19 protein-coding genes, 1 tRNA gene and 1 pseudogene are annotated in these 22,241 nt (G+C 72.3%); 7 read left to right on the top strand and 14 right to left on the bottom strand.

Features of this window, described 5'->3' with window-relative positions:
- Positions 1–260, top strand: a pseudogene (locus Q0994_RS06700) (hypothetical protein); the annotation flags it as partial.
- 429 nt (positions 261–689) lie between these two features.
- Here the strand turns inward: Q0994_RS06700 and Q0994_RS06695 are convergent.
- A complete protein-coding gene (locus Q0994_RS06695; protein WP_299530298.1) occupies positions 690–1,400 on the bottom strand; it encodes an alpha/beta fold hydrolase in 711 nt (236 codons plus the stop codon).
- Positions 1,401–1,468: 68 nt separating this feature from the next.
- Complete coding sequence (locus Q0994_RS06690) at positions 1,469–2,266, bottom strand: metallophosphoesterase (protein ID WP_299530296.1); 798 nt, start codon at positions 2,264–2,266, stop codon at positions 1,469–1,471.
- A 616-nt stretch (positions 2,267–2,882) separates the two neighbouring features.
- On the opposite strand from Q0994_RS06690, the gene Q0994_RS06685 reads away from it, so the two are divergent.
- Positions 2,883–3,131, top strand: a complete 249-nt coding sequence (locus tag Q0994_RS06685) for a hypothetical protein (protein ID WP_299530294.1) — start codon at positions 2,883–2,885, stop codon at positions 3,129–3,131.
- A complete protein-coding gene (locus Q0994_RS06680; RefSeq protein ID WP_299530292.1) occupies positions 3,128–3,370 on the top strand; it encodes a hypothetical protein in 243 nt (80 codons plus the stop codon). Before Q0994_RS06685 ends, Q0994_RS06680 begins: the two co-directional genes overlap by 4 nt.
- 146 nt (positions 3,371–3,516) lie before the next feature.
- Here the strand turns inward: Q0994_RS06680 and Q0994_RS06675 are convergent, their stop codons facing one another.
- The 3 genes from Q0994_RS06675 to mshA form a co-directional block, all read right to left on the bottom strand.
- Positions 3,517–4,299, bottom strand: a complete 783-nt coding sequence (locus tag Q0994_RS06675) for a hypothetical protein (protein ID WP_299530290.1) — start codon at positions 4,297–4,299, stop codon at positions 3,517–3,519.
- A 364-nt stretch (positions 4,300–4,663) separates the two neighbouring features.
- Entirely contained in the window at positions 4,664–5,176 is a 513-nt protein-coding gene (locus Q0994_RS06670) for a YbjN domain-containing protein (protein ID WP_299530288.1), read from the bottom strand.
- A 153-nt stretch (positions 5,177–5,329) separates the two neighbouring features.
- The gene (gene mshA / locus Q0994_RS06665; protein ID WP_299530286.1) at positions 5,330–6,694 is read right to left on the bottom strand and encodes a D-inositol-3-phosphate glycosyltransferase; all 1,365 of its coding nucleotides are present in this window, start codon (positions 6,692–6,694) and stop codon (positions 5,330–5,332) included.
- 281 nt (positions 6,695–6,975) lie between these two features.
- On the opposite strand from mshA, the gene Q0994_RS06660 reads away from it, so the two are divergent.
- From Q0994_RS06660 to Q0994_RS06650, 3 genes are all read left to right on the top strand, one after another.
- Positions 6,976–7,761, top strand: coding sequence for a class I SAM-dependent methyltransferase (locus Q0994_RS06660; RefSeq protein ID WP_299530284.1), 786 nt, complete (start codon positions 6,976–6,978; stop codon positions 7,759–7,761).
- A gap of 330 nt (positions 7,762–8,091) precedes the next feature.
- Positions 8,092–9,183: a C40 family peptidase gene (locus Q0994_RS06655; RefSeq protein WP_299530282.1), complete on the top strand. Its 1,092-nt coding sequence runs from the start codon at positions 8,092–8,094 to the stop codon at positions 9,181–9,183.
- A gap of 453 nt (positions 9,184–9,636) precedes the next feature.
- The gene (locus Q0994_RS06650; protein ID WP_299530280.1) at positions 9,637–11,073 is read left to right on the top strand and encodes a PP2C family protein-serine/threonine phosphatase; all 1,437 of its coding nucleotides are present in this window, start codon (positions 9,637–9,639) and stop codon (positions 11,071–11,073) included.
- Here Q0994_RS06650 and Q0994_RS06645 read toward each other — a convergent pair.
- The 3 genes from Q0994_RS06645 to Q0994_RS06635 all read right to left on the bottom strand — a co-directional run bounded on the left by Q0994_RS06645 (position 11,055) and on the right by Q0994_RS06635 (position 12,741).
- A complete protein-coding gene (locus tag Q0994_RS06645; protein WP_299530278.1) occupies positions 11,055–11,393 on the bottom strand; it encodes a DUF2516 family protein in 339 nt (112 codons plus the stop codon). The two genes, Q0994_RS06650 and Q0994_RS06645, sit on opposite strands and share 19 nt — an antisense overlap.
- A 166-nt stretch (positions 11,394–11,559) precedes the next feature.
- Positions 11,560–12,243: a hypothetical protein gene (locus Q0994_RS06640; protein WP_299530276.1), complete on the bottom strand. Its 684-nt coding sequence runs from the start codon at positions 12,241–12,243 to the stop codon at positions 11,560–11,562.
- Between the two features lie 18 nt (positions 12,244–12,261).
- The gene (locus tag Q0994_RS06635; RefSeq protein ID WP_299530274.1) at positions 12,262–12,741 is read right to left on the bottom strand and encodes a helix-turn-helix domain-containing protein; all 480 of its coding nucleotides are present in this window, start codon (positions 12,739–12,741) and stop codon (positions 12,262–12,264) included.
- 383 nt (positions 12,742–13,124) lie between these two features.
- Here Q0994_RS06635 and Q0994_RS06630 point away from each other — a divergent pair, with 383 nt between their 5' ends.
- Positions 13,125–13,595: a DIP1984 family protein gene (locus Q0994_RS06630; RefSeq protein ID WP_299530272.1), complete on the top strand. Its 471-nt coding sequence runs from the start codon at positions 13,125–13,127 to the stop codon at positions 13,593–13,595.
- A gap of 443 nt (positions 13,596–14,038) precedes the next feature.
- Here Q0994_RS06630 and Q0994_RS06625 read toward each other — a convergent pair whose 3' ends face one another.
- From Q0994_RS06625 to tmk, 6 genes are all read right to left on the bottom strand, one after another.
- Entirely contained in the window at positions 14,039–14,470 is a 432-nt protein-coding gene (locus Q0994_RS06625) for a hypothetical protein (protein WP_299530270.1), read from the bottom strand.
- Between the two features lie 153 nt (positions 14,471–14,623).
- Positions 14,624–15,148, bottom strand: coding sequence for a GNAT family N-acetyltransferase (locus tag Q0994_RS06620; RefSeq protein ID WP_299530268.1), 525 nt, complete (start codon positions 15,146–15,148; stop codon positions 14,624–14,626).
- A 191-nt stretch (positions 15,149–15,339) separates the two neighbouring features.
- Positions 15,340–15,413: transfer RNA gene (locus Q0994_RS06615), tRNA-Thr, on the bottom strand.
- Between the two features lie 155 nt (positions 15,414–15,568).
- On the bottom strand, positions 15,569–17,098 hold the full coding sequence (locus Q0994_RS06610; protein ID WP_299530266.1) for an alpha/beta hydrolase: 1,530 nt from the start codon (positions 17,096–17,098) through the stop codon (positions 15,569–15,571).
- Between the two features lie 159 nt (positions 17,099–17,257).
- A complete protein-coding gene (locus tag Q0994_RS06605) occupies positions 17,258–18,463 on the bottom strand; it encodes a DNA polymerase III subunit delta' (protein ID WP_299530264.1) in 1,206 nt (401 codons plus the stop codon).
- A gap of 371 nt (positions 18,464–18,834) precedes the next feature.
- Positions 18,835–22,116: a dTMP kinase gene (gene tmk, locus Q0994_RS06600; protein WP_299530262.1), complete on the bottom strand. Its 3,282-nt coding sequence runs from the start codon at positions 22,114–22,116 to the stop codon at positions 18,835–18,837.
- Positions 22,117–22,241 lie beyond the last annotated feature (125 nt).

Below are 22,241 nucleotides of genomic sequence, written 5' to 3'. Positions count from 1 at the left end.
CGTTCGTCGCCGACACAGGCCAGAGCCGGGTGGTCATGGCCGTCATCGGCCTGCTGAGCACCCTGCTGCTCGGCGTGTTGTACGGACGATGGCTGTTCCGCAGATGGGGTGCGGCCTTGTTGCTGTGGTGCGTGCGGCTTGACCGCAGCGGCGTGGTGGTGGCAGCTGGACCCGAGCAGGTGCGCGCCCGAAACGTCCTTCTCGCCCTGAGCCTTACGGGCACGGTACTCGGCTGCTGCGCTGGGGCGGCCCTGCTCTGACACACAGGACCTCTGCCTGTATCCGACCAGCGCAGACAGAAGTTGGAAAGCGCTCAGTGGGCGAGGAGAGGGCTGTGCTCGCAGGGCAAAGATGTTGCTTCTCTTCGCAACTCAGGATCTGGGCCCCCTACCGGGCCCTCTGTGGGCCCTCCAAGAACGACAGGCAAAGCCCAACAACGACCAACGACGACAGCCCAATCGCAGGTCAGGGACGGCGGGCACCCTGCTGACCAGGGCCGGAAAACGGGCCCCCCAGACCCAGGGCAAGAAGAAGTAGGCAGAGCTGAAAAAGTCCCCCATCTGCGGGTTTTCCGGGGGTGGGGGGCTTTTGGGTGGGCCGGGCCGTCTGCGTTCTGGGCTTGAGGAAGTCCGGCCGCGGCTCCTCCGCTCCTGTCCGTGTCCCCGCCGCCAAGAAAAGGGCCCGTGACCTCAGCTCTCCGCCAGGAACTCCTGTACCGCTTCCAGGAACCGGTGGGGGTCGGCGCGGTGGATGAGGTGGCCGACAGGAAGGGTGGCGACTCGGGCGCCCGGCACGCGGCGGGGCCATTCCGCGACGCCCGTGCCGCCCCCCTGCGGGACGTGGCTCCGCGGGCCGCCTCCCAGGACCAGGACGTCGGCGGTGATGGAGCCGAGCAGGTCCCACCACTCGGGATCGGGCGAGTCGATCTGCCGCCGAACGGCGAGGACCATCTCCCAGTCGAAGGACAAGGCGCCCTCGGGCCGGACCGGGACGGCCGGCGTACGGGGCCGGGGCACCGGGACGTCTTCGAGGACGAGGCGGTGCACGCGGCCGGGACGGTGCTGAGCAACCAGGTAGGCCACGAGGCCGCCGAGGGAGTGCCCGATCAGATCCGCCCGGTCCAGCCCCAGCGCGTCCAGATACCCGATGACGTCGTCCCGCATGAGTTCGAGCGAGTACTCCCCCGGCCAGTCGCTCCGCCCGTGTCCCCGCAGGTCGACGGCGTACACCCGGCGCTTCCGGGCGAGGACGGGAGCCACCGTGTCCCAGTCCTCGGCGCTCTCGCCCAACGCGTGCAGCAGGACCAGCGGCGGGCCGTCCCGCGGGCCCCGGACCCGGTGGGACAGCTTCACCATGCCCGCCTCGACAGTGCACCGGACCGGCTCCGGATGCTCGTTCATGCCGTTTCCGCCTCCCGTGCCGTCCTGTGCGGCCACCGGGCACCAGCCTGCCCGGCCGTGCGGGTCCGCTACACCCCGCGGCCCCGGTGGTACGACGGCGTGCGGTCGGTGCCTACGTACGAGCGGTAGACACCGTGCCGCAACTCGGAGATGTAACCGTCCAGTTCCGGCATGCCCATCTCCGCGGCCACCGCGATCTCCGCCTCGAAATCGTAGGGGACACGCACGAACTGCACGGAGAACGGTGCTTCTTCGGCCGAGTCGAGGACGCCTTCGAGGATGACGTAGACGGGGGTGGCGTCGTCCATGCTGTTGCCGACGCTGCCGGTGTTGAAGAGCGTGCGGCGCTCGCGGTCGACCTCGTAGAACGGGTCGTGGGTGTCCCCGTACCCGACCAGCGTGGGTGGCGGGCCGTCCTCTCCGGTCGCCGGGGTGTTCTGGAAGAGTTCCAGGAACTCCGCCTCGTCGTGGTCGAACAGGATCCTGCGGTGCACGGAGACGGCCGACGCGTGGAAGACGCGGGCGCGGCGGCCGCTGATCAGGAAGTCGTGGCAGAACGGCAGGGCCCGCAGCCATTCTGCCTGCCCCTCGGAGAGCTGCCCCAGCCACCAGGCGAAGCCCTCGCTGTCGAACCCCCGGTCGGGATCGGGCAGGAAGTCGTCCCAGTTCCCCTGGACGTTGACCTCGCAGCGCTGCCGGCAGAGGTCGATCACCTCTTTGCCGCGCGGCCCCTTGCCCACGTAGTCACCGAGGTTGAAGATTCTCTCGATCCCTCGCGCTTCGATGTCCTCCAGCACCGCTTCGAGTGCCGTCAGGTTGCCGTGGACGTCGGAGATCAGGGCGATGCGTTCGAGATGGTGGCGCATGGCGGCATCCTCGCACCCCCGCAGGGGTGGAACGGGGCCGTCCGGCGGCCGCGGCCCCAACCGGTGCGGGGCCTCTGCCCAACGGGCCGCCGGCCCGGCTCGGCAATCCGCGCCGTGAGGACCCGGAGGCGGGTGGGCAGGTGAACGCCTCGGGGCGCTTCGGCCCGAGACCACCGCCGCTTCTGCGCATCGCTCGCACGGGCCACCCCTGGACCGACGCGCGCCGAGTCCGGACACGTGGCAGGTAAGACCGCCCGCTCGTCACCCCGCACGATTTATCCCAACCATTCGAACCAGCACAGAGCTTGTGCCAGTCGGACGCGTCCTCGAACGCGCCCATCGGCTATCTCCCCGTACCGGCGCGCGTAAGGCGTCGACCTGGAAGCACAGGTGAGTTTCGGGACGCGCGTTGACGTGCCGCCAACTTGGTGCCGCTTTGCACTATTTAGGGCACCGCGCGCGCACTGCGCCCCGAGCAGCTGTGTGAATGCCGTGACGTGCCGGTCGACTTGGCCGTTACACCCACTACCGTGTCCCCTACGGCTCCGCACGCGGGGCGGCGGGGCGGTGCGGCGGACTCGGCTCACGGAGCGAGGAAAAATCGGGGAGAGCGAACATGGGCGAGTCTCTGAAGACGTTCGTCGGTGGCACCGAGGTGGAGGTGCCCAACAGCATTCCGGCCATCCGGGACGCGCTGCCCGACGAGAGACGCGACGAGTTCGACCGCGCGATCAACGAAGCGGGGGTACACCAGATCCAGGCCGTGATGCGGCACTGGATGCTGGAGGCCGTACCCGACCCCGAAGCGGAACGCATCCTGGACCGACTGGCCCGCGACGAGGCCGAGAGGCGGAGCGTCGCTTGAGCTTCCGCATCTCGGTCGCCCCGCCCGCCGACGACACCCTGGCGAAGATGCGGGACGGCGAACCCTTCCGCGACGAACTGGCCCGCACCCTGGCCCAGGACCCGTACGGCCACGGATCGACGGCGGTCAAGGACGAACGCGACCGGCGCGAGGCGACGGTCCACGGGGCGATCGTGCTGTATTACGTGTCCAGCTCAGTGCTGACGCTCACCGTCGTACGCCTCGTGCCGCTGCCGTGATGGTGCCACGGCCCCGGCCCGACCCGACCCGACCGCTGACGGTGTCTCCGCCCGTCGGCGCCGCGCGCCCCGGCGGAGGACCGCCCCGGGCAGCGCGACGGCCCGTCACCCTCGCGGGTGACGGGCCGGATGCGAGCGGCGCCGGATCAGGCGAGCTTGGCCACCTGGGCGGAGATGATCTCGGTGGGCAGCTCGTTCTCCGCGGTGCCGCCGGTCGCCCCGCTCATGTCGGCGGTCGCGATCGTGGCCACCGTTCCGGCCTGCCGCACGAGGACCAGGCTCATCGGCACGGAGTCACCGTCGGACTCCATGGCGAGGTTCAGACCCAGCGCCTCTTCGCCGCCCGACACCGGCACTTCGGCGACCTTGGAGTACACCGTCTTCTCGCCCTGCACCGTGGCGGTGAAACCGGTGCACTCCGCGGCCGTCTTCTTCATCTCTGCGAGGACCTCGGAGGCGTCGGCGCCGTCGTAGGAGGAGAGCGACACGGCCGAGGTGACGAGGGAGATGGCCGCCAGCGGATCGTCCGCGGTGGCGGCGGAGGCGTCCGGCTTCGGCATGGCCTGCCTGGCGGTGGACGCCACGGCCTCCTCCCGCTCGACGAGACCCAGCGCCAGGGCCACCGGAAGGCACTCCGCCTTGTCGACGGTGACCTGGTCGGCGGTCCCCCGCTCGCCGTCCTTCATCGTGGTGACCTGGTAGCCCTTGAGGTCGGCCGCCGTCAGCGACGCCTTCTCCAACTCCGCGGCCGACAGGGCCTTCACGTCGCTCGCGGCGGCGTCGGACTTCGAGGCCGCACTGCCGGCGGCCGCGCTCTTGCCGGCACCCTTGGCGTCGTCGTCCGACGACCCGCCGCAGGCGGAGACCAGCAGGGCGAGGGTCACCGCGGAGGCGGCGAGGGCGGTACGGCGTACGACGGCGGCGCGCATGGATCAACTCTCCGTTCGAGGGAGCAACGGCCGTGCTAGGGGCGCGAGTTCAGAGTCTGACGCGGCAAGGTCGTTGCAGTGGACACACTTTAGGCCCGGATCTCTTTGCCGAACGCATACCAAGTCGTCATGGCCATGATCGTGACGCCACTGTGATCATCCTGTGAACGGTAAGGGACGAGAGGGGTCCGGCACGGAGCAGCGCACCCTTCCCGTCCCGTGAACGCACAGGCCGGAAGCGGAACGATCGTGCGAGCCTCTTCAGAACGTTCCGGGGGCCGAGGGCTCACCGGCGGCACACCGTCCGGAAGCAGTCGACCGTCCGCGCCCGTGCCGCGTCGAGGGCCCACCCGTCCTCAGGACGTCAGCCCTCGTCGGAGCGGCGGGTGATCCGGGCGAACGCGTCGAGGTTCCGGGTGGACTCGCCGCGCGACACCCGCCACTCGTACTCCTTGCGGATCGCGCTCGCGAATCCCAGCTCCAGCAGGGTGTTGAAGGAGCCGTCCGCCGCTTCGAGCACCGTACCGAGGAGCCGGTCCAGCTCGTCCGGGGTGACGATGCTCAGCGGGAGCTTGCCGGTCAGGTAGATGTCCCCGAGCGGGTCGACGGCGTAACCCACGCCGAAAAGCCGGAGGTTGCGCTCCAGCAGCCAGCGGTGCACGCCGGCCTCGTTCTCGTCCGGGTGGCGGATGACGAACGCGTTGAGGGAGAGCGAGTGCCTGCCCACCAGCAGCGAGCAGGTGGTGGAGAGCTTGCGGGTGCCGGGGAGCGTGACGACGTAGTTGCCGGGAGCCGGGCTCTCCCACGCGAGCTCCGCGCCGTCCAGGGTCGCCTCGATGGTCCGGGCCACTGCCGCTTCGTCGGGTACGTCAGCCATGGTGCGAGCGTACGGCAGGGGCGCCCGCAGGGACTACCGGCGGGTAATGACGCGCGCCGGGCCGGGTCGGATCACGCCGGAACGCGTCGGGGCGGGTCGGGTCGGGTCGGGTCGAGTCACGCCGGGATCGGAAGGCTCGCGCCCGGGTCGGGCTCAGCCCTGGCGGGTGCGGGCCCTGCGGCGGTGTTCGTGCATCGCGGCGGTGTACACGTCGGCGGTGGCCGACGCCGCGGTGTCCCAGCCGAACGACTGGGCGTGCGCGGCGGCCGCGGCGCCCATCCGGTCGACCAGCCCGGGGGTGGTGACGAAACGTTCCAGCGCCCGGGCGTACTCCGCCGGGTCGTGCCCGGGGATCAGGAAGCCGCTCTCCCCGTCGCGGACGGCGACCGGAAGTCCGCCCACCGCGGCGGCGACGACCGGGGTGCCGGCCGCCTGGGCCTCGATGGCGACGAGGCCGAAGGACTCGCTGTACGAGGGCATCACCAGCACGGACGCGGCACGGAACCAGTCGGCGAGCTGGTCCTGCCCGACCGGCGGCTGGAAGCGCACGACGTCGGCTATACCGAGACGGGCGGCGAGCTTCTGCAGCCCCTCGGGCTTGGCGAGGCCGCTGCCGCTGGGGCCTCCGACGACCGGCACCACGATCCGGCGGCGCAACGAGGGATCGCGCTCCAGCAGCACGGCGACCGCGCGCAGCAGCACGTCCGGGGCCTTCAAGGGCTGGATGCGGCCGGCGAACAGCGGGACCAGGGCGTCCTGCGGCAGTCCCAGCCGGGCCCGGGCGGCGGCGCGGCCGTCCGCCGGGCGGAAGCGGTCCAGGTTGACGCCGGGGTGGACGACGGCGACGGAGGACGGGGCGGCGCCGTAGAAGCGGACGAGGTCGTCCGCCTCCTCGGAGGTGTTCGCGATCAACCGGTCCGCCGCGTCGACGATCTGCGTCTCACCGATGACCCGGGCGGCCGGCTCGGGGGTGTCGCCCTCGGCGAGGGAGGCGTTCTTGACCTTGGCCATGGTGTGCATGGCGTGCACGAGCGGCACGCCCCAGCGCTGTGCGGCGAGCCAGCCGACCTGGCCGGACAGCCAGTAGTGGGAATGCACGAGGTCGTAGTAGCCGGGTCGCTGACCGGCCCATGCCTGCATCACACCGTGCGTGAAGGCGCAGAGCTGGGCGGGCAGGTCCTCCTTGGCGAGGCCCTCGTACGGTCCGGCGTCGACGTGCCGGACCAGGACGCCGGGCGCGAGTTCCACGGCGGGCCGCAGCGAGCCGGTGGTGGCCCGGGTGAATATCTCGACCTCGATGTTGATCGCGGCGAGGCGTTTGGCCAGTTCCACGATGTAGACGTTCATGCCGCCCGCGTCGCCGGTGCCGGGTTGGTGCAGCGGAGAGGTGTGGACCGAGAGCATCGCCACCCGGCGCGGCTTGCGGTGCCCTCCGGCGAAGGCGCCGGTCCGGCCGCCGGGGAAGCGGAGGCGCGGTGCCACACGGTGGCCGCCGAGCCGAGAGACGTACTGGCTCACGTCGTCCGGTCCTCCTCGCTCGGGGGCATGCCTGTGGGGGGACCACACATCCCTTGCCAGCGGGAACAGCGGAGCACCCGCATTCCTTCCCGCTTTACCAAACCATTGCCCGCGCGGCTCCGCGGGCCGTATACGACCGGGCGGGCGCCCCTCGGCCACGCAGAGACGGCCCCCGGCCGCCGACGGGCCCCTCCGACGGGATCGCGGTCCGGGGCCGCCGGGCCGGTGCGGACCCCCGCCGCGGGGCCCGCTCCGGCCCGCCGGTCGCCTACGCTCGCCGTATGCCCCAGCGCCCCATCGGCACCGTGACCCGCGGAACCACCAACCCGAACCGACTCCGCCGCATGGACCGCTGGATCGCCGCCGCGCACGGCCCCGTGCTGCACCGGGCCGAGGCACCGGTCGCCGTCGACCTCGGGTACGGAGCCGCGCCCTGGACGGCGGTGGAACTGCTGGCCAGGCTGCGTACCGCCGCCCCCCGCACCTCCGTCGTGGGCATCGAGATCGACCCGGAGAGGGTCGCCGCCGCCCAGCCGTACGCCCGTGACGGACTGGCCTTCGTGCACGGCGGCTTCGAGATCCCGCTGCCCGACCCGCCCTCGCTGATCCGCGCGGCGAACGTGCTGCGCCAGTACGACGAGGACCAGGTGGCCGCCGTCTGGCAGCGGCTGTGCTCGCGGCTCGCCCCGGACGGGCTGCTCGTCGAGGGCACCTGCGACGAGATCGGCCGCCGCCACGTGTGGGTGGCGCTGGGGCCGGAAGGTCCGCGCACCGTCACCTTCGCCACCCGGCTCGGGTCCCTCGACCGCCCCTCCGACCTGGCCGAACGGCTGCCGAAGGCGCTGATCCACCGCAACGTGCCCGGCGAACCGGTCCACGCCTTCCTCCGTGACTTCGACCGCGCCTGGGCCTCCGCATCGCCGTACGCCTCCCTGGGGGCGCGCCAGCGGTGGATCGCCACGGCCCGCGCCCTGGCAGCCGACTGGCCGCTGACGGACGGGGAACGGCGATGGCGCCAGGGCGAGCTGACGGTGGCCTGGCCGGCCCTGCGGCCGGGTCCGGCCTGATCCGACCGCCACCCGCACCCCGTGCCCGTGACGCGGCCCGCCAGTCGTCCGGCACCCCATCCCACCGCCCGAGGGGGTCGAGGGCGCCGGAGGGGGAACTCCGACGGCCCGTCAGGCGTCCGGTACGGATGAGGCAGCGGTACGGGCCCGACGAGGACCCGATCGTCACCCACCGGTTCACCCCGGTGTGTGATCCGTCACGCAGCCGCCGCCCCTGTCGCTTTCCGGGACGACATGGCACGATCTCGATGTCGCCAAAATGTTACTGACGGTTAACCACATGCGGGCAGTCTGGCCTGCGTTGCCACTGCCAGTAGGGGGAGTCCGTTCGTGAACCGACGTCACTGTGGAGCCGCGGCGATCGCCTTGGTCTGCGCGCTGGGCGTGCTGTCCCTTCCGGCGCAGGCGCTGGCCGCGCCGGTTCCCCCGCCGTCCGCGTCCCCCTCCCCGTCCGCCGGAGCCGAGGGGCCGACCTCCGCCTCGGCGAAGACCCTGGAAAGGGTCAGGGAGGAGATCGACCGCCTCTATCGCAAGGCGGGAAGCGCCGCGGACGCGTACAACCTGGCCGAGGAGAAGGTCGAGAAGCAGACCGCGGAGGTCGCGCGGCTGAACCGGGCCGTCGCGGAGGGCCGGGCGAAGATCATCGAGCTGAACGGACAGGCCGGCGCCCAGGCCCGCGAGCAGTACCGGACCGGCGGCCTCCCGTTCGGCGCACAGCTCATGCTCAGCGACGACCCGCGCCTCTTCCTCGACGGGATCAACAGCGTCCGCCAGAGCCAGCAGGCGACCACCTCCGTCCTGTCGGAACTCTCCAGAGCTCAGGTGGACCTGGAGACCTACACCCGGGACGCCGACCTCCACCGGGAGGAGCTGGAGGCGAACCGGGTCAAGCAGGCCAAGGCCAAGAAGAAGATCGACGGCCAGATCGCGGAGGCGAAGAAGCTGGAATCGGAGCTGGCGAAGGAGGAACGGGCCCGCCTCCTCAAGCTGGAACAGGACGCACAGAAGGCGGCCCAGGCGGCCTGGCTCGGCTCCGGAGCCCTCGCGGACGTCGACGCGGACGCGTCGAAGGCCGGCAGGACGGCCGTGGCCTTCGCCACCGGACAACTCGGCAAGCCGTACGTCTGGGGGGCCGAGGGCCCGGACACGTACGACTGCTCGGGGCTGACCTCGCAGGCCTGGGCGGCGGCGAAGCACCCGATCCCCCGCACCTCGCAGGAGCAGTGGCGTCAGCTGCCGCACATCGGGATCGGGGACATGCGCCCCGGCGATCTGATCATCTACCACGACGACGCCAGCCATGTCGGGATGTACGTGGGGGACGGAAAGATCGTGCACGCCCCCCGTCCGGGCAGAAACGTCACGGTGGCGGGCGCCGGCTCGATGGAGATCCTGGGCGTCGTCCGCCCGGACGCCTCGTAGCCGCAGCGGGGGTGCGCGGCGGTCCGCCCGCACGAGGCGCTCGTGCGGCTGATCGTCCCACCGGTCCGCAGGCACTTACCGGCGGTCCCCCACCGGCACGAGCCACGCGCCGCTCGCCCTGGTCCGCCGACACGACCGTGCCCGCGGCCGGAACGGGCAGCCGCAGGCGGAACCGCTCGCTCCGCCGCCCGGCGGCCCTCTTCACTCCCCCTCCGAGCCCCGTCCCGAACCCGTCCGGCGCGTGATGTTCATCATGGCCGCCACACCCCCGCGAGGCGGGGGCAATACCGCCCGATCCGTGACAGGACGCGGCTCCCGGCCCGCCCGCGAGCCTCCGGCCCGACGCGTACTGCATTCCGCTCCCGGCCCGGGGAACGCTATGGTCCCCGTCTGGCAGGTCGTCGTTCGTCGTCCCGCCCGCGCCCTCGGGGGGAGGGAAGGAAACCCGAACCGATGCCCGCACCCGTACCGCAGCAACGCGACGTCCCCGCTGCGGAGACCACCGACGCGCCGGAGCTCACGCTGCTGGTGATCGAGGACGACCCCACGGGAAGCTTTCCCGTGGCCGTCCCGCCGTCGGCGTCCGGTCCGCGCATCCGTGTACGCACCGCACGCAACCTCACCGAAGCGGGCCGGCTCCTGACCGACGACGTCGACTGCGTCCTGCTCGACCTGCGGCTGCCCGGCAACGCCGAGGGCCGCGCCGAGGCCGCCCGGGTCAGCGGCCTCGGCCGCGCCGACGAACTCGCCGCCCTGATGCAGGTGCTGCGGATGGCCCCCCACCACGCCGTCCTCGCCCTCGCCGCCCAGGACGACGCCGAACTGGCGGCCGAGGCGGTCCGGGTCGGCGCGCAGGACTACCTCTTCCGCGACGAGATCGACTCCCGGCTGCTCAACCGCGCCCTCCGGTACGCGGTGCAGCGCAAGCGCGCCGACCTCACCCAGCACCAGCTCACCGAGTCCCGCCTGCACGCCCAGGAGACCGTCCGGCTGGAACGCGGCCTGCTGCCCACCCCGCTGCTCGCCGGATCGGACCTCGGTTTCGCGGCCCGTTACCGGCCCGGCCGCAGCCGCGCCCTGCTCGGCGGCGACTTCTACGACACCGTCCGCACCCCGGACGGCACCGTCCACGCGATGATCGGCGACGTCTGCGGGCACGGCCCCGACGAGGCCGCCCTCGGAGTGGAACTGCGCATCGCCTGGCGGGCGCTCACGCTGGCCGGGCTGTGCGGCGACGCACTGCTGTCGACGCTCCAGCAGGTGCTGGAGCACGAGCGGCAGAACGAGGAGATCTTCGCGACCCTCTGCACCGTGGACATCTCACCCGACGGCCGCCGGGCCGGCCTCTGCCTCGCGGGGCACCCGGCGCCGCTGCTGGCCCGCGCGGGCCGGGCGCCCCGCCTGCTGCCCCAGGACGACGGCGGCCCCGCGCTGGGACTGCTCCCCCGCGCCCGGTGGCCGCGCCGGCAGGTGGAACTGGGCGGCTCCTGGAACCTGATGATGTACACGGACGGCCTGATCGAGGGACGCACCGGGCGCGGCTCCGAGCGTCTGGGTCAGGACGGCATGGTGGCCATGGTCACCGAGCAGCTCGACCGGGGGCTGCGCGGCGAGGACCTGCTGGAGGCGTCGCTGGTTCAGGCCCGCGAGTGGAACGGCGGCGATCTGACCGACGACGTCGCCGTGCTGCTGCTGTCGCGCGAGGAGCACCGGACCCGCAAACGGGGCGGCGGCGCACCGCGCTCCCGCCCTCGTGTTCCGGGGTCCCGCCCCGCTGACCCGGCCGACCCGGCCGGAGCCCGTCCGCCGCGGCCCGCGCCGTCTTGGTGGACCCCGCCGACCCGGACGCCCGGCGCTCCCGCGCCGGTGGTTCAGCGGCCGCCGTTGTAGGGCCCGTACGGACCGTCGCTGCTCGAACCGCCGCCGCGCCGGCCGCCACCGCCGGAAACCGCCTTCAGCGCGGGCCGCACGTCCACCATGAAGACGATGGAGGCGACCAGGCCCGCGAGCTGGAGGAACAGCATCGGGACGAACAGGTTGACCGCGACGGCGATGCCGAGAAGGACCATCCAGAACGACTTCTTCTGCTTGTCCGCCGCCCGGTAGGCGTCCTCGCGCGCCGTCACGGCGAAGAACAGGGCGATCACCGCCATGACGAGCATGAGCAGGTAAAGCAGCTGGAGAAGTGTGCCGAATCCTTCGAGCAACATGGTGTGCACCGCCTACTAGTGGATGAGCGCCCTGCGGCCCCCAAGCTACCGGGAGAACGAGCCGCCCCCCGGTAAAGGTGCCCCACCCGTCCCCGGGACACGCCGGGGAGGGCGGACGGCGCCCGTACGCGGGGAGCGGACCGACGGCCTCACGGCCGGTGGTCGCTTACTTGCCCGCAGCCGGCGGGGTCTTCTTCGCGGCGGCCTTGCGCGGGGCGGGAGCCTTCTTGACCGTGGCGGCCGGGGCCGCCTTGGACTCGGCCGGGGTCACCCCGGACTCGGCCGGCTTCGCGGCGGGCTTGGCCGCGCTCGGCCCGGCGGCCGGTGCGGAGGCGGGCTCGGCGACGGACGGCCCGGCGGCGGCCGTGCCCGCGGCCTTCCGCGTGGACGGCTTCGGGTCGGCCTCGACCACGGCGGCGATCTCGACGATCTCGTCCGCCGCCTCGCCGCGCCACGCCTTCAGGCTCTGCTCGCCGCGCTCGGCGACCTTCTCGTAGGTCTCGCGGGCACGGACGGCGTACTCGGCCGCGACGCCGAGGCTGCGCAGCGCCAGGTCCTGGGCGGTCTCGCCGAGCTTCTTCAGGTCCGTGTCGAACGCGCCGATCACCTCGGTGACCTTGGCCTGCACGGTCGCCTGGGCCTCCTTGGCCTGGGCGGAGACCCTTTCCTGGACGACCTTGGGGTCGGTGGAACGGACGGCGTCGATGCGCTCCGGAGCCTCGGCGCGGAGCTGCTCGATCAGGCCGGGAACCTTACGGGCCTGTTCCACGGCGAGGTCGGCCGTACCGGCGGCGAAGTAGAGGGGGGTCGGGTCGGTGAGGGTCTTGCGCAGGTCATCGGAGATGGCCATGACTGTGGTCCTCCCGGATCAGAAGTCGGTGTGAGGGTCTGCGGCACCACTGCCGCCGGTCGTGCGGGGCCCGTCGGCGTCCTTGACGCCGTCGGCATCTCCAACGACGCCGACGCCCCCATGGGTATCGGTCGAAACGTCCGAAGCCGGGACGAATCCATTCTCCCGGCGGAAGGAGTCGTAGATCTGCAGCAGCACGCTCTTCTGCCGCTCGTTGAGGGACGGGTCGGCCATGATCACCGCTTGCGTCTCCAACTCCTCGCGCTCCCGCTCGTCCAGGATCCCGGCGCGCACGTACAGCGTCTCGGCGGAGATCCGCAGCGCCTTGGCGACCTGCTGCAGCACCTCTGCGCTCGGCTTCCGCAGCCCGCGCTCGATCTGGCTCAGATACGGGTTGGACACCCCGGCCGCATCGGCGAGCTGCCGCAACGAGAGCTGCGCCGTGCGCCGCTGCTCGCGCAGATACTCACCGAGACTGCCAACGTTGAGTGATGCCATGACCCCATGGTGCGACACGTTGCTAACTTTTGCAAGCACCTGCTTGCAAAAGTGCGTCGGCGCTGGTCAGGGCCACGGGGGGCGCGGCGGGCGGTTGACCCGTTGCCCGTTCTGGATGGACGTGACGGTCCCAGCACTTCTGGCGAACGACGTGGCGGAGTCCCGCCGAAAGGAAGCCGCCCTGTTGTCCTGCGGCTACGAAAGTGGTGGGTTCCCACTCGCTCGCGTCCATGCTGTCGGACTCTGTTGCGCAGCCCCCGGACGACGGCCGTCCGCTTTCGCCCCGTGCCTGGTCAGGGTTGCTATGGGTCAAAATCCACGTGCATGCGAGCCGGCTCTCGTTCATATACTCGTGCGAGTTCACGGAGGGGGAGGTGGAGACGATGAAGCTTGCCGAGGCGCTGGCAGAACGTGCGGAGGCGACGCGCCGCGTAGAGCAGTTGCGAGCACGCGTCATCAGCAGTGCGCGGTACCAGGAGGGGGAGACACCCGCCGAGGACGCCGCCCAGTTGTTGGCCGAGGCCGATGAGGTCCTGAGCACTCTGGAAACGTTGATCCGGCGGATCAACCGGACCAACGCCACCGTGGAGATGGGTCCCGACGGCACGCTCACCGACGCCCTCGCACGCCGGGACGTCCTGCGGTTGCGTCACTCCGTGGTCACCGCGGCGGCGGACGCGGCGGCGGGGGGTAACGAGCGGGGTTACGGCCGGCAACTCCGGTCCGAGCTGATGATGCTCTCCGCGCTTCCGGTCGCAGAACTGCGGGGTCAGGCAGACGTCCTCGCGCGGGAGATCCGCGAGGTCGATGTGCGGATCCAGCGCACGAACTGGGAGGTGGATCTGCTGGACTGAGCAGTCCAGCAGATCGAGACGATGGGGAGCAGGTAGCTGCTTCGGAGGCGTGCACACACCGAGGGCCGGCGGTTTTCCGGCCCACTCCTGGCGCGTGAAGAGCAACGCGGGGGTTCGACTCCCCATCAACAGCGCAGCTCAGCATGGCGTACAGGTAAAAGTGCACATCGCACAGCACATCACCACGTGCAGATCCGAAGCAGTGAGGGCGGGTTCGGGGCTTTCCACATCACGGCACGAGGGACGACGGCAATCTGTCCCCCTGGGCGGACCAAACGGCGCAGCTCGTGCGGTACGGGGTGGGAAGCACAGGGCTGCTCGGGGTCACAGCGGGTGACCAGACCTCGGGCGGAGCACCGCGTCCACGGGCCCGCGTCATGCCCGCAGCGGGTGGTGGGTCGCGGCCGAGTTCATCGCCGTGCGATCGGCCGAGGGGCTGCCGGTCACGTTGCCAGTGCGGCGGCGGGCGGTGGGTTGTTCGGGTCGACTTCGGGGTGAGTGAACCGCACGGGCTTGCCCAGCGATCGGGCGTAGGCGATCTCGGATCGGGTGCTCTCCCCGATGTAGTCGCCGACCACGAGCACCTCGTCGGCGAGCCGGATCTTCGCCCGGTGCAGAGCGTCGAGTCGGACCTTCAGCGCCTCGGCGTCGGCGGGGTCGGACCACAGTTCGTGCGGCGACTTCAGGTCACAGCCCGGTTTGACGACGATCCTCCCGGCCGTGGTCTCCCGCAGATCGGCCTCGGCCATCTCGGCCATGAAGCGGGTGGAGCCGCAGATCACGACGATGCGCGGGAGACTCAGCCGCCTCTTCGCGTCGGCGAGCTTCTCCTCGGCAGGCTTCTCTTCGGGGGTGAGCGGTCGCGGGTGTGACACTGGTTCCTCCCGGTGGTGTGGTCCAGGGGGCCTGCGGTGACGAGCCGAGCCCGCCCCGCCACCGGACGCCTCCGTCCCCGCCCCCGGATGGGTCCTGGACCGCCGCCCGGAGAGCCGCACGGGGAACCGGATGCGCCGTCGGCTCCGCGCGCCTCAACGGAGTTCGGTCGACAGCAGCCCCATCGTGAACATGTCGTACCACGCACCGTCGCGCCGGAAGACCTTTCGCAGGCGCCCTTCCTCGACAAAGCCCACCTTCTCGTACACCTTGCGCGCGGCATGGTTCTCGGTGACCACGGTCAGCGTCACCTTGTGCAGTCGCATGTCCTCGAAGGCGTACCGGCAGGCGGTCCGCATCGCGTCGGTGGCGAGCCCTTGACCCCAGCAGGTCTTCTCCCCGAGATAGATGTCGAGCGTCGCGATGCCCTTCTCGGGCTCCGCCCCGTGGAGAGCGACCAGGCCGACGAGCACCCCGTCGTCGAGCGTCTCGACGCCGAAGAGCAGGTCGCCGTAGGCGTTGCGCGGGCGCTCCGTCAGCCGCTCGCGCACCTGCTCCGGCGTCTGCGCGTAGGTGTCGTCCATCCACCGCATGACCTCGGGATCGTGGTTCCAACGCCACAACGCCTCGGCGTCCCCCGGCCCCATGGCCCGCAGTGCGACCCGTTCCCCCAGTGGCACGATCCCATCCCCTCGCCCGTCACGTCGCACGACCATCGGACTGGTCGCGGAAGGAGAAGAAGAACACGCCGCCGAGACCCCCGTCCAACGGCTTTCACAGCAGGCCGGCCGCCCCCCTCGCTCACCGGATCGGCATAGCCCGGGCATGAAAAAACCCCAGGTCACGGCGAGTGAGTCCTGGGGTAATTCCGAGCCGCCTTCGGGATTCGAACCCGAGACCTACGCATTACGAGTGCGTTGCTCTGGCCAACTGAGCTAAGGCGGCACGCCCTGAGGCACCATGGTGCGGTCAGCAGCGACGCCAAGTCTACACAGTTTCCGGGAGTGCTCCGCACCACCCCGGTGCGGAGCACTCCGTGCAGGTCAGCGGCCGGGACACGGTGGCCCCAGGAGCACTTCACGACGGGGCACGGTGGTGCCTCAGGAGCACTTCAGGCCGTCCTTCGGGGCGGTTCCCTCCAGGAGGTAGGTGTTGATCGCCGTGTCGATGCAGTCGCTGCCCCGGCCGTAGGCGGTGTGGCCGTCGCCGTCGTAGGTGAGGAGGGTGCCGGAGGAGAGCTGGTCGGCGAGGGACCGGGCCCACTTGTACGGGGTGGCCGGGTCGCGGGTGGTGCCGACGACCACGATCGGGTCGGCGCCCTCGGCGACGGTCCGGTGCGCGCTGCCGGTGGCGTCGACCGGCCAGTAGCCGCAGTTCAGCGCGGCCCAGGCGAAGTTCCGGCCGAAGACGGGGGACGCCTTCTCGAAGCTGGGGACCGCCTTCTCCACGGCATCGGCGTCCGGGAAGGAGGCCGGAAGGTCCAGGCAGTTCACCGCGTAGTTGGCGTACATCAGGTTGGCGTACTTACCGTTCGGGTCCCGCTCGTAGTAGCTGTCCGAGAGGGCGAGCAGGCCGGAGCCGTCACCCTTGCGCGCTCCGGCGATGGCGTCGCGGAGCTGGGGCCACGCGGCTTCGTCGTACATGGCGGCGATCACACCCGTGGTGGCCAACGACTCGCCCAGTTTCCGGGACTCTCCGGTGGGGATGGGCCGCTCGTCGAGATCGGCGAACAACTGCTTCATGGCGGCCGCCGCGTCCGCCGCGGAGGTGGTGCCCAGCGGGCAGTCCGGCTGCTTCACGCAGTCCGCTGCGAACGACTGGAACGCCCCCTCGAAGCCGGCCGTCTGGTCCCGGTTCATGTCGACGGCCTCCAGCGACGGGTCCATCGCCCCGTCCAGCACCAGCCTCCCCACCCGGGTGGGGAACAGGTCGGCGTACGTGGCCCCGAGGAACGTCCCGTACGACGCCCCCACGTAGTGCAGCTTCTCGTCGCCGAGCAGCCCCCGCAGGATGTCCATGTCACGGGCCGTCTCGACCGTGGAGACATGCGGCAGGATCTCGCCCGACCGCTTCTCGCAGCCGTCGGCGAAGGTCTTGAAGGCCCGGCCGAGCTTGGAGGCCTCGGCCTCGTCGTCCGGGGTCTGATCGACCTGGGTGAAGGTGTCCATCTCCGTGCCGGTGAGGCACTCGACGGGTTCACTGCGGGCGACCCCGCGCGGGTCGATCGCCACCATGTCGTAGCGGGCGCGCACCTGGGCCGGGTAGCCGATGGCCGCGTACCCCTGGAGGTAGTCGATCGCGGAGCCGCCGGGACCGCCGGGGTTCACCAGCAGCGACCCGATGCGTTCGCCGGGGCCGGTGGCGCCCTTGCGGGAGACGGCGAGCTTCACGTCGCCGGCCCCCGGGTGCGCGTAGTCCCTCGGCGCCTTCATCGTCGTGCACTGGAAGCCCTCGACGCCGCACGCCCGCCAGCTCAGCTTCTGCTCGTAGTACCCGGAGAGCCCGGAGGGCGCCGACGATCCGACGGCGGAAGCGCTGGGCGTCGATCCGCCGCTGCTGCAGCCGGAGACGAGCAGCCCGGCGGTGCCGAGCGCGGTGGCGAAGGTGCGCAGCAGGCGCCTGGTGTCCATCCCAGGAGCCTAGTCGCCGGGTGACGAGTCGTCTGATTTCCTGCCCATTCGGGTGAACGGGCGATTCGGACCGGCGGTTCACCCTCGACGCGCCGAGCCCTGCCACGGCGTAACCCGGCCCCTCACGCCGCGCACCGGCCGGGACCCGCAGCCGTTTCCTCAGCCCGCGCGGAGGGCGACCGTCATGGCCTCCACCGCGAGCAGCGGCGCCACGTTGCGGTCGAGCGCCTCCCGGCAGCCGATGATCGCCTCGATCCTGCGCAGGGTGCTCTCCGAAGTCGACGAGCGGGCGATCCGGTCCAGCGCGTCCTGCACGTCGACGTTGGCGATGGCGATCCGCGAGCCGAGCTGGACGGCCAGCACATCGCGGTAGAAGGAGGTCAGATCGGTGAGCGCGAGGTCGAGGCTGTCGCGCTGGGTACGGGTCTTGCGCCGCTTCTGCCGGTCCTCCAGCTCCTTCATCACGCCCGCGGTCCCGCGCGGCATCCGGCCACCGGCGACGGCGCCGAGCGCCGCCTTCATGTCCTCGGTCTCCTTGACGTCGACCTCCTCGGCCACCTCCTTGGCGTCCTCGGCGGCGGTGTCGATGAGCTCTTGGGCGGCCTTGAGGCAGCCGCCGATGTCGGCGACCCGCAGCGGCACCTTGAGGACGGCGGCACGCCGGGCCCTGGCGCGCTCGTCGGTCGCCAGCCGCCGGGCGCGCCCGATGTGTCCCTGGGTGGCGCGCGCCGCGAAGTGAGCCCGCTCCGGCTCGACGCCGTCGCGCCGGATCAGCACGTCCGCGACGGCCTCGACGGGTGGCGTACGGAGGATGAGGTGGCGGCAGCGGGAGCGGATGGTGGGGAGCACGTCCTCCAGCGACGGCGCGCAGAGCATCCACACGGTGCGCGGCGCAGGCTCCTCGACGGCCTTCAGCAGGACGTTTCCGGCGCCTTCGGTCAGGCGGTCGGCGTCCTCCATGACGATCACCTGCCAGCGGCCCACGGCCGGGGAGAGCTGGGCGCGCCGGACCAGTTCCCGGGTCTCCTTCACACCGATGGAGAGCAGGTCGGTGCGGATCACGTCGACATCGGCGTGGGTCCCGATGAGGCTGGTGTGGCAGCCGTCGCAGAAACCGCATCCGGGCGCGCCGCCGAGTGCCCGGTCGGGGCTGGTGCACTGCAAGGCCGCGGCGAAGGCGCGGGCCGCGGTGGACCGTCCCGAGCCCGGCGGCCCGGTGAACAGCCAGGCGTGCGTCATCGAGGAGCCCGGCGGCACCGGCTGACCGTCGGACGTGGCGGTGACCTGGGCGTCCGCGTCCCGCGCGGCGTCGGCGAGCTGCTCGCACACCCGGTCCTGCCCGACCAGGTCGTCCCATACGGACATCGGTCACCGCCCTTCCGGAGGTGTGTCGCGCGGTTGCGAAGCGCGTCGTGCGGTCGTGCGGTCGGTCCACGCGGTGCCATCGGCGCCCGAAGGCCGTCGGCCCGGCCGTCGTCGGAGCGGACCGCGTCACGCGGGCGCGCGCCGGTCCGCCCTCCATTGTGGAGGACACCACCGACAACCGACTCCACCGGCCGGGCAGCCCGCCCCGAAGACCGGCGAAGCGGAACCCGGAACGGACCCCGGAACGGGGCAGGAAACCCGGAACGGCAGGACCGGAAGAAACGGAAGGGGCAGGAGGAGCGGGAACCGGAACGGCGGGAGGGGACCGGTTGCCCGGTCCCCTCCCGCCGTCCGACCACGATCGGATCCGCTCAGCGGCGCGACCCGCGCCCCCGGCCGTAGCCGTCGGCGTCGTCGTCGCCCCCGCCGAGCAGTTCGTCCGCCAGGGACGGGAGGTCATCCAGCGGCGTCTCCTCGGCCCAGTCGGGGCGCGGCCGCTTCGAACGGCCCGCCCCGCCGCGTGCGCCGCTCTGCCCCTGTCGCCGCTCGTGCGCGGCACGGGCGGCCGGGTCGTCACTGATCTGCGGCAGCTCGCGGGTGCGCTCGTTCTCGCTCTCCGCGGGCTCCGACGCCGGGCGCTCGTCCCGGAAGAAGCTCTGCGGAACGCGGTCGGACGCCGGACCGGCGTCGTCGCGGACCTGCGGGAGCACCGCCGTTTCGTCGGCCGCCGGACCGGCTTCGCGGTCCTGACGCCCGGCAGGCTCGGCGAACCGGGGCAGCAGTGTGGTCTCGGCGTCGTCGCGCGGCGGGGTGCGGTCCTCCGCCGTCGACCGCCGGACCTGCTGGGTCACGTCGTCGGGGGCGACGATCGGCGTGGCCACCGTGACCTCGTTGTCCGGGGCGGACGGACCGGCCTCGCGGCGCTCCCGCGCCGCGCGCTCCTCCTCCGCACGGGCGGCGGCCTCCTCCTCGGCACGAGCGGCACGGGCGGCGGCCTCCGCCTCCGCACGGGCCGCACGGGCGGCGGCCTCCTCCCGGGCACGGGCGGCTTCCTCGGCCTCCGCATGGGCGGCCGCCTCGGCCTCGGCCTGGCGGCGGGCGGCCTCGGCGCGGACCAGTGCCTCCTCCGCCTTGCGCTGCTTCTCCAGGCGGCGTTCCTCCGCCTCCTGGCGCAGGCGCGCCTCCTCGGCGGCCTGCCGGCGCAGCCGCTCCTGCTCGGCCTCGCGCGCCTGCTCCTCCGCCTCCTTGCGGCGGCGCTCCTCCTCCGCGCGCAGGCGTGCCTCCTCGGCACGCTGCCGGGCCTCCTCCGCCTGCCGTTCGGCCTCGCGCTGCCGCGCCTCCTCCAGCTCGCGGCGCTTGCGCTCTTCTTCTTCGGCCCGGAGCTTGGCGAGCTGCTCCTGGCGCTCGCGCTCCAGCCGCTCCTCCTCGGCCTTGCGGGCGGCCTCTTCCTCGGCCCTGCGCCGGGCCTCCTCCTCGGCCGCCTTGCGCGCCTCCTCCTGGGCCTTGACCTCGGCCTCGGAGAGCGGCAGGACCCGGTCGAGCCGGTGGCGTACGACGGTGGTGATCGCTTCCGGTTCCTGGCCGGCGTCCACCACGAGGTAGCGGACCGGGTCCGCCGCGGCGAGGGTCAGGAACCCGGAGCGCACCCGGGCGTGGAACTCCGGCGGCTCCGACTCCAGCCGGTCGGGGGCTTCGGTGAACCGTTCCCGCGCGGTCGCCGGGTCGACGTCCAGCAGCACCGTCAGATGCGGTACGAGACCGGTCGTCGCCCACCGGGAGATCCGGGCGATCTCCGTCGGCGCGAGGTCGCGCCCGGCACCCTGGTAGGCGACGGAGGAGTCGATGTACCGGTCGGAGATCACGACGGCGCCCCGCTCCAGCGCGGGCCGGACCACGGAGTCGACGTGCTCGGCGCGGTCGGCCGCGTACAGCAGTGCCTCGGCGCGGTTGGAGAGCCCGGCCGACGACACGTCGAGCAGGATCGACCGCAGGCGCTTGCCGACGGGGGTCGCGCCGGGTTCGCGGGTGACGACCACCTCGTGGCCCTTGGCCCGGATCCACCGGGCGAGGGCCTCGACCTGGGTGGACTTGCCGGCGCCGTCGCCGCCCTCCAGGGCGAGGAAGAAGCCGCTCGTCGCGGGGGCGACGGGCGTGTCCCCGCCCCGCAGCGCCTCGCGGATGTCACGGCCCAGCGGCACCCCGGAGCGGTCGTCGGTCTTGGCGAGGACCACCGCGGCGACGGGCAGCAGCAGCGCGCCGATCAGCATCAGCGCGAAGGCGGCCCCGCCGTGCGCGAAGACGAAGTCGCCGGAGCCCAGACGGTGCCGGCCGATGGCGGCGGCCAGCAGCGGGCCGCCGATCAGGCCCACGGCGATGAACAGCCGCACGACGGCCTGCAGGTGTTCGGTGGTCCTGGCCCGCCGGCCCTCCTCGGACTCCTGGTCGACGAGGGCGTGGCCCGTGTGGGCGGCGACACCGGCGGCATAACCGGCCAGCAGGGCGATCAGCACGTCCGTCGCGGTGTCCGGGACCAGGCCGAGGGCGAGCAGGGCCACGCCGGTGACCGTGAGGGCGAGCGAGAGCAGCCTGCGCCGCGACAGCGCGGGCAGCACCTTCGCCGCGGTGCGGATGCCGAGGGCGGTTCCTCCGGTGAGCGCGAGGATCAGCAGGGCGTACGTGGCGGGGCCGCCGTCGAGATCGGCGGCGTGCAGCACGGAGACCGCGGCTGCCGCCGCGACGGCGCCGGCGACGGCCGCGCAGGCCGCCACGAGCAGCGGGGCCGCGCCGGTGCGGCCCTTGTCGGGACCGGTCCCGCCGGCCGCGGCGGGACGTCGCAGACCCTCCAGCGGCGAGCGCGGGCGGGGGGTGCGGCTGTCCGGGAGTTCGAGGAAGTAGAGGGTGGAGATGGAAGCGGAGAAGAGCCCGGCGGCGACGTACGACCCGAGCGACGCCGGGTGCAGGGCGAACCAGTCGACCCCGGTCCCCAGCAGGTTGCCGACGAGCGTGGCGATCAGCAGCACGGCCGCGGCGGCGGGCAGGGCGAGGAAGTCGGTGCGCAGGGAGAGACGGCGCAGCGCGTCGAGGTGGTCGGGCAGCGGGCGCACGGCGGCGCCCTCCGGCGGCGGCGCGGGCAGCAGCGCGGGGGCCGCGCTGTCCTTGGCCACCGTCCAGAGCCGCTCGGCCGCCCCGGCCACGAACGCGGTGACGAGGATCATCAGGAGCGCGTTGTCGGGCGTCCAGTCGATCCACAGCGGCGCGACGACCAGCAGCCCGAGCCGCAACCCGTCCGTGCCGATCATCAGCCAGCGCCGGTCCAGCTTCCCGCCGGGTGCCGTGAGGGAGGTCAACGGCCCCAGCAGTACGGCTCCGAAGAGCAAGGTGGAAAGGATCCGGGCGCCGAACACGGCGGCGACGGCGAAGGCCGCCCCCCGGTATCCGACTCCGAACGAGCCCTCCTGGACCGCTGCTTGCAGCGACAGCAACACCAGCACGAGGAGGGCGAGTGCATCGCCGATCCCGCCGACGAGCTGTGCGCTCCAGAGCCGCTTCAACGGCTGGATGCGCAGCAGTGCCCGTACGGCGCGCTCGCGTGAGTCTGCGGCAAGTGTGTCGGAGGTGGGGCTCACGACCGTTGGCTGCTCGGCTCGCGTCATCCGTCCAGCCTATCGGCAGCGACGGCGCCGTCGTCGGCGCGTCCGAACAAACGCCCGCCGCCGCCCGTCGTGGCGACGGGCGGCGGCGGGTGCGGTCCGCGGGAGGCGCTTCCCGTGGAGTCGCG

The organism is uncultured Streptomyces sp. (genome assembly GCF_947488945.1).
In the GTDB taxonomy this organism is placed as follows: Bacteria; Actinomycetota; Actinomycetes; order Streptomycetales; family Streptomycetaceae; genus Streptomyces.
Note: the sequence above shows the minus strand (reverse complement) of the source record. Positions and strands in the feature narration are given on the sequence as shown.

What these genes read in the sequence shown, in the direction of transcription:
- Q0994_RS06695 (WP_299530298.1), bottom strand. Translation starts at nt 1,400, where the DNA reads ATGAACGAGCATCCGGAGCCGGTCCGGTGCACTGTCGAGGCGGGCATG.
- Q0994_RS06690 (WP_299530296.1), bottom strand. Translation starts at nt 2,266, where the DNA reads ATGCGCCACCATCTCGAACGCATCGCCCTGATCTCCGACGTCCACGGC.
- Q0994_RS06685 (WP_299530294.1), top strand. Translation starts at nt 2,883, where the DNA reads ATGGGCGAGTCTCTGAAGACGTTCGTCGGTGGCACCGAGGTGGAGGTG.
- Q0994_RS06675 (WP_299530290.1), bottom strand. Translation starts at nt 4,299, where the DNA reads ATGCGCGCCGCCGTCGTACGCCGTACCGCCCTCGCCGCCTCCGCGGTG.
- Q0994_RS06670 (WP_299530288.1), bottom strand. Translation starts at nt 5,176, where the DNA reads ATGGCTGACGTACCCGACGAAGCGGCAGTGGCCCGGACCATCGAGGCG.
- Q0994_RS06660 (WP_299530284.1), top strand. Translation starts at nt 6,976, where the DNA reads ATGCCCCAGCGCCCCATCGGCACCGTGACCCGCGGAACCACCAACCCG.
- Q0994_RS06650 (WP_299530280.1), top strand. Translation starts at nt 9,637, where the DNA reads ATGCCCGCACCCGTACCGCAGCAACGCGACGTCCCCGCTGCGGAGACC.
- Q0994_RS06645 (WP_299530278.1), bottom strand. Translation starts at nt 11,393, where the DNA reads ATGTTGCTCGAAGGATTCGGCACACTTCTCCAGCTGCTTTACCTGCTC.
- Q0994_RS06640 (WP_299530276.1), bottom strand. Translation starts at nt 12,243, where the DNA reads ATGGCCATCTCCGATGACCTGCGCAAGACCCTCACCGACCCGACCCCC.
- Q0994_RS06635 (WP_299530274.1), bottom strand. Translation starts at nt 12,741, where the DNA reads ATGGCATCACTCAACGTTGGCAGTCTCGGTGAGTATCTGCGCGAGCAG.
- Q0994_RS06630 (WP_299530272.1), top strand. Translation starts at nt 13,125, where the DNA reads ATGAAGCTTGCCGAGGCGCTGGCAGAACGTGCGGAGGCGACGCGCCGC.
- Q0994_RS06610 (WP_299530266.1), bottom strand. Translation starts at nt 17,098, where the DNA reads ATGGACACCAGGCGCCTGCTGCGCACCTTCGCCACCGCGCTCGGCACC.
- Q0994_RS06605 (WP_299530264.1), bottom strand. Translation starts at nt 18,463, where the DNA reads ATGTCCGTATGGGACGACCTGGTCGGGCAGGACCGGGTGTGCGAGCAG.
- tmk (WP_299530262.1), bottom strand. Translation starts at nt 22,116, where the DNA reads ATGACGCGAGCCGAGCAGCCAACGGTCGTGAGCCCCACCTCCGACACA.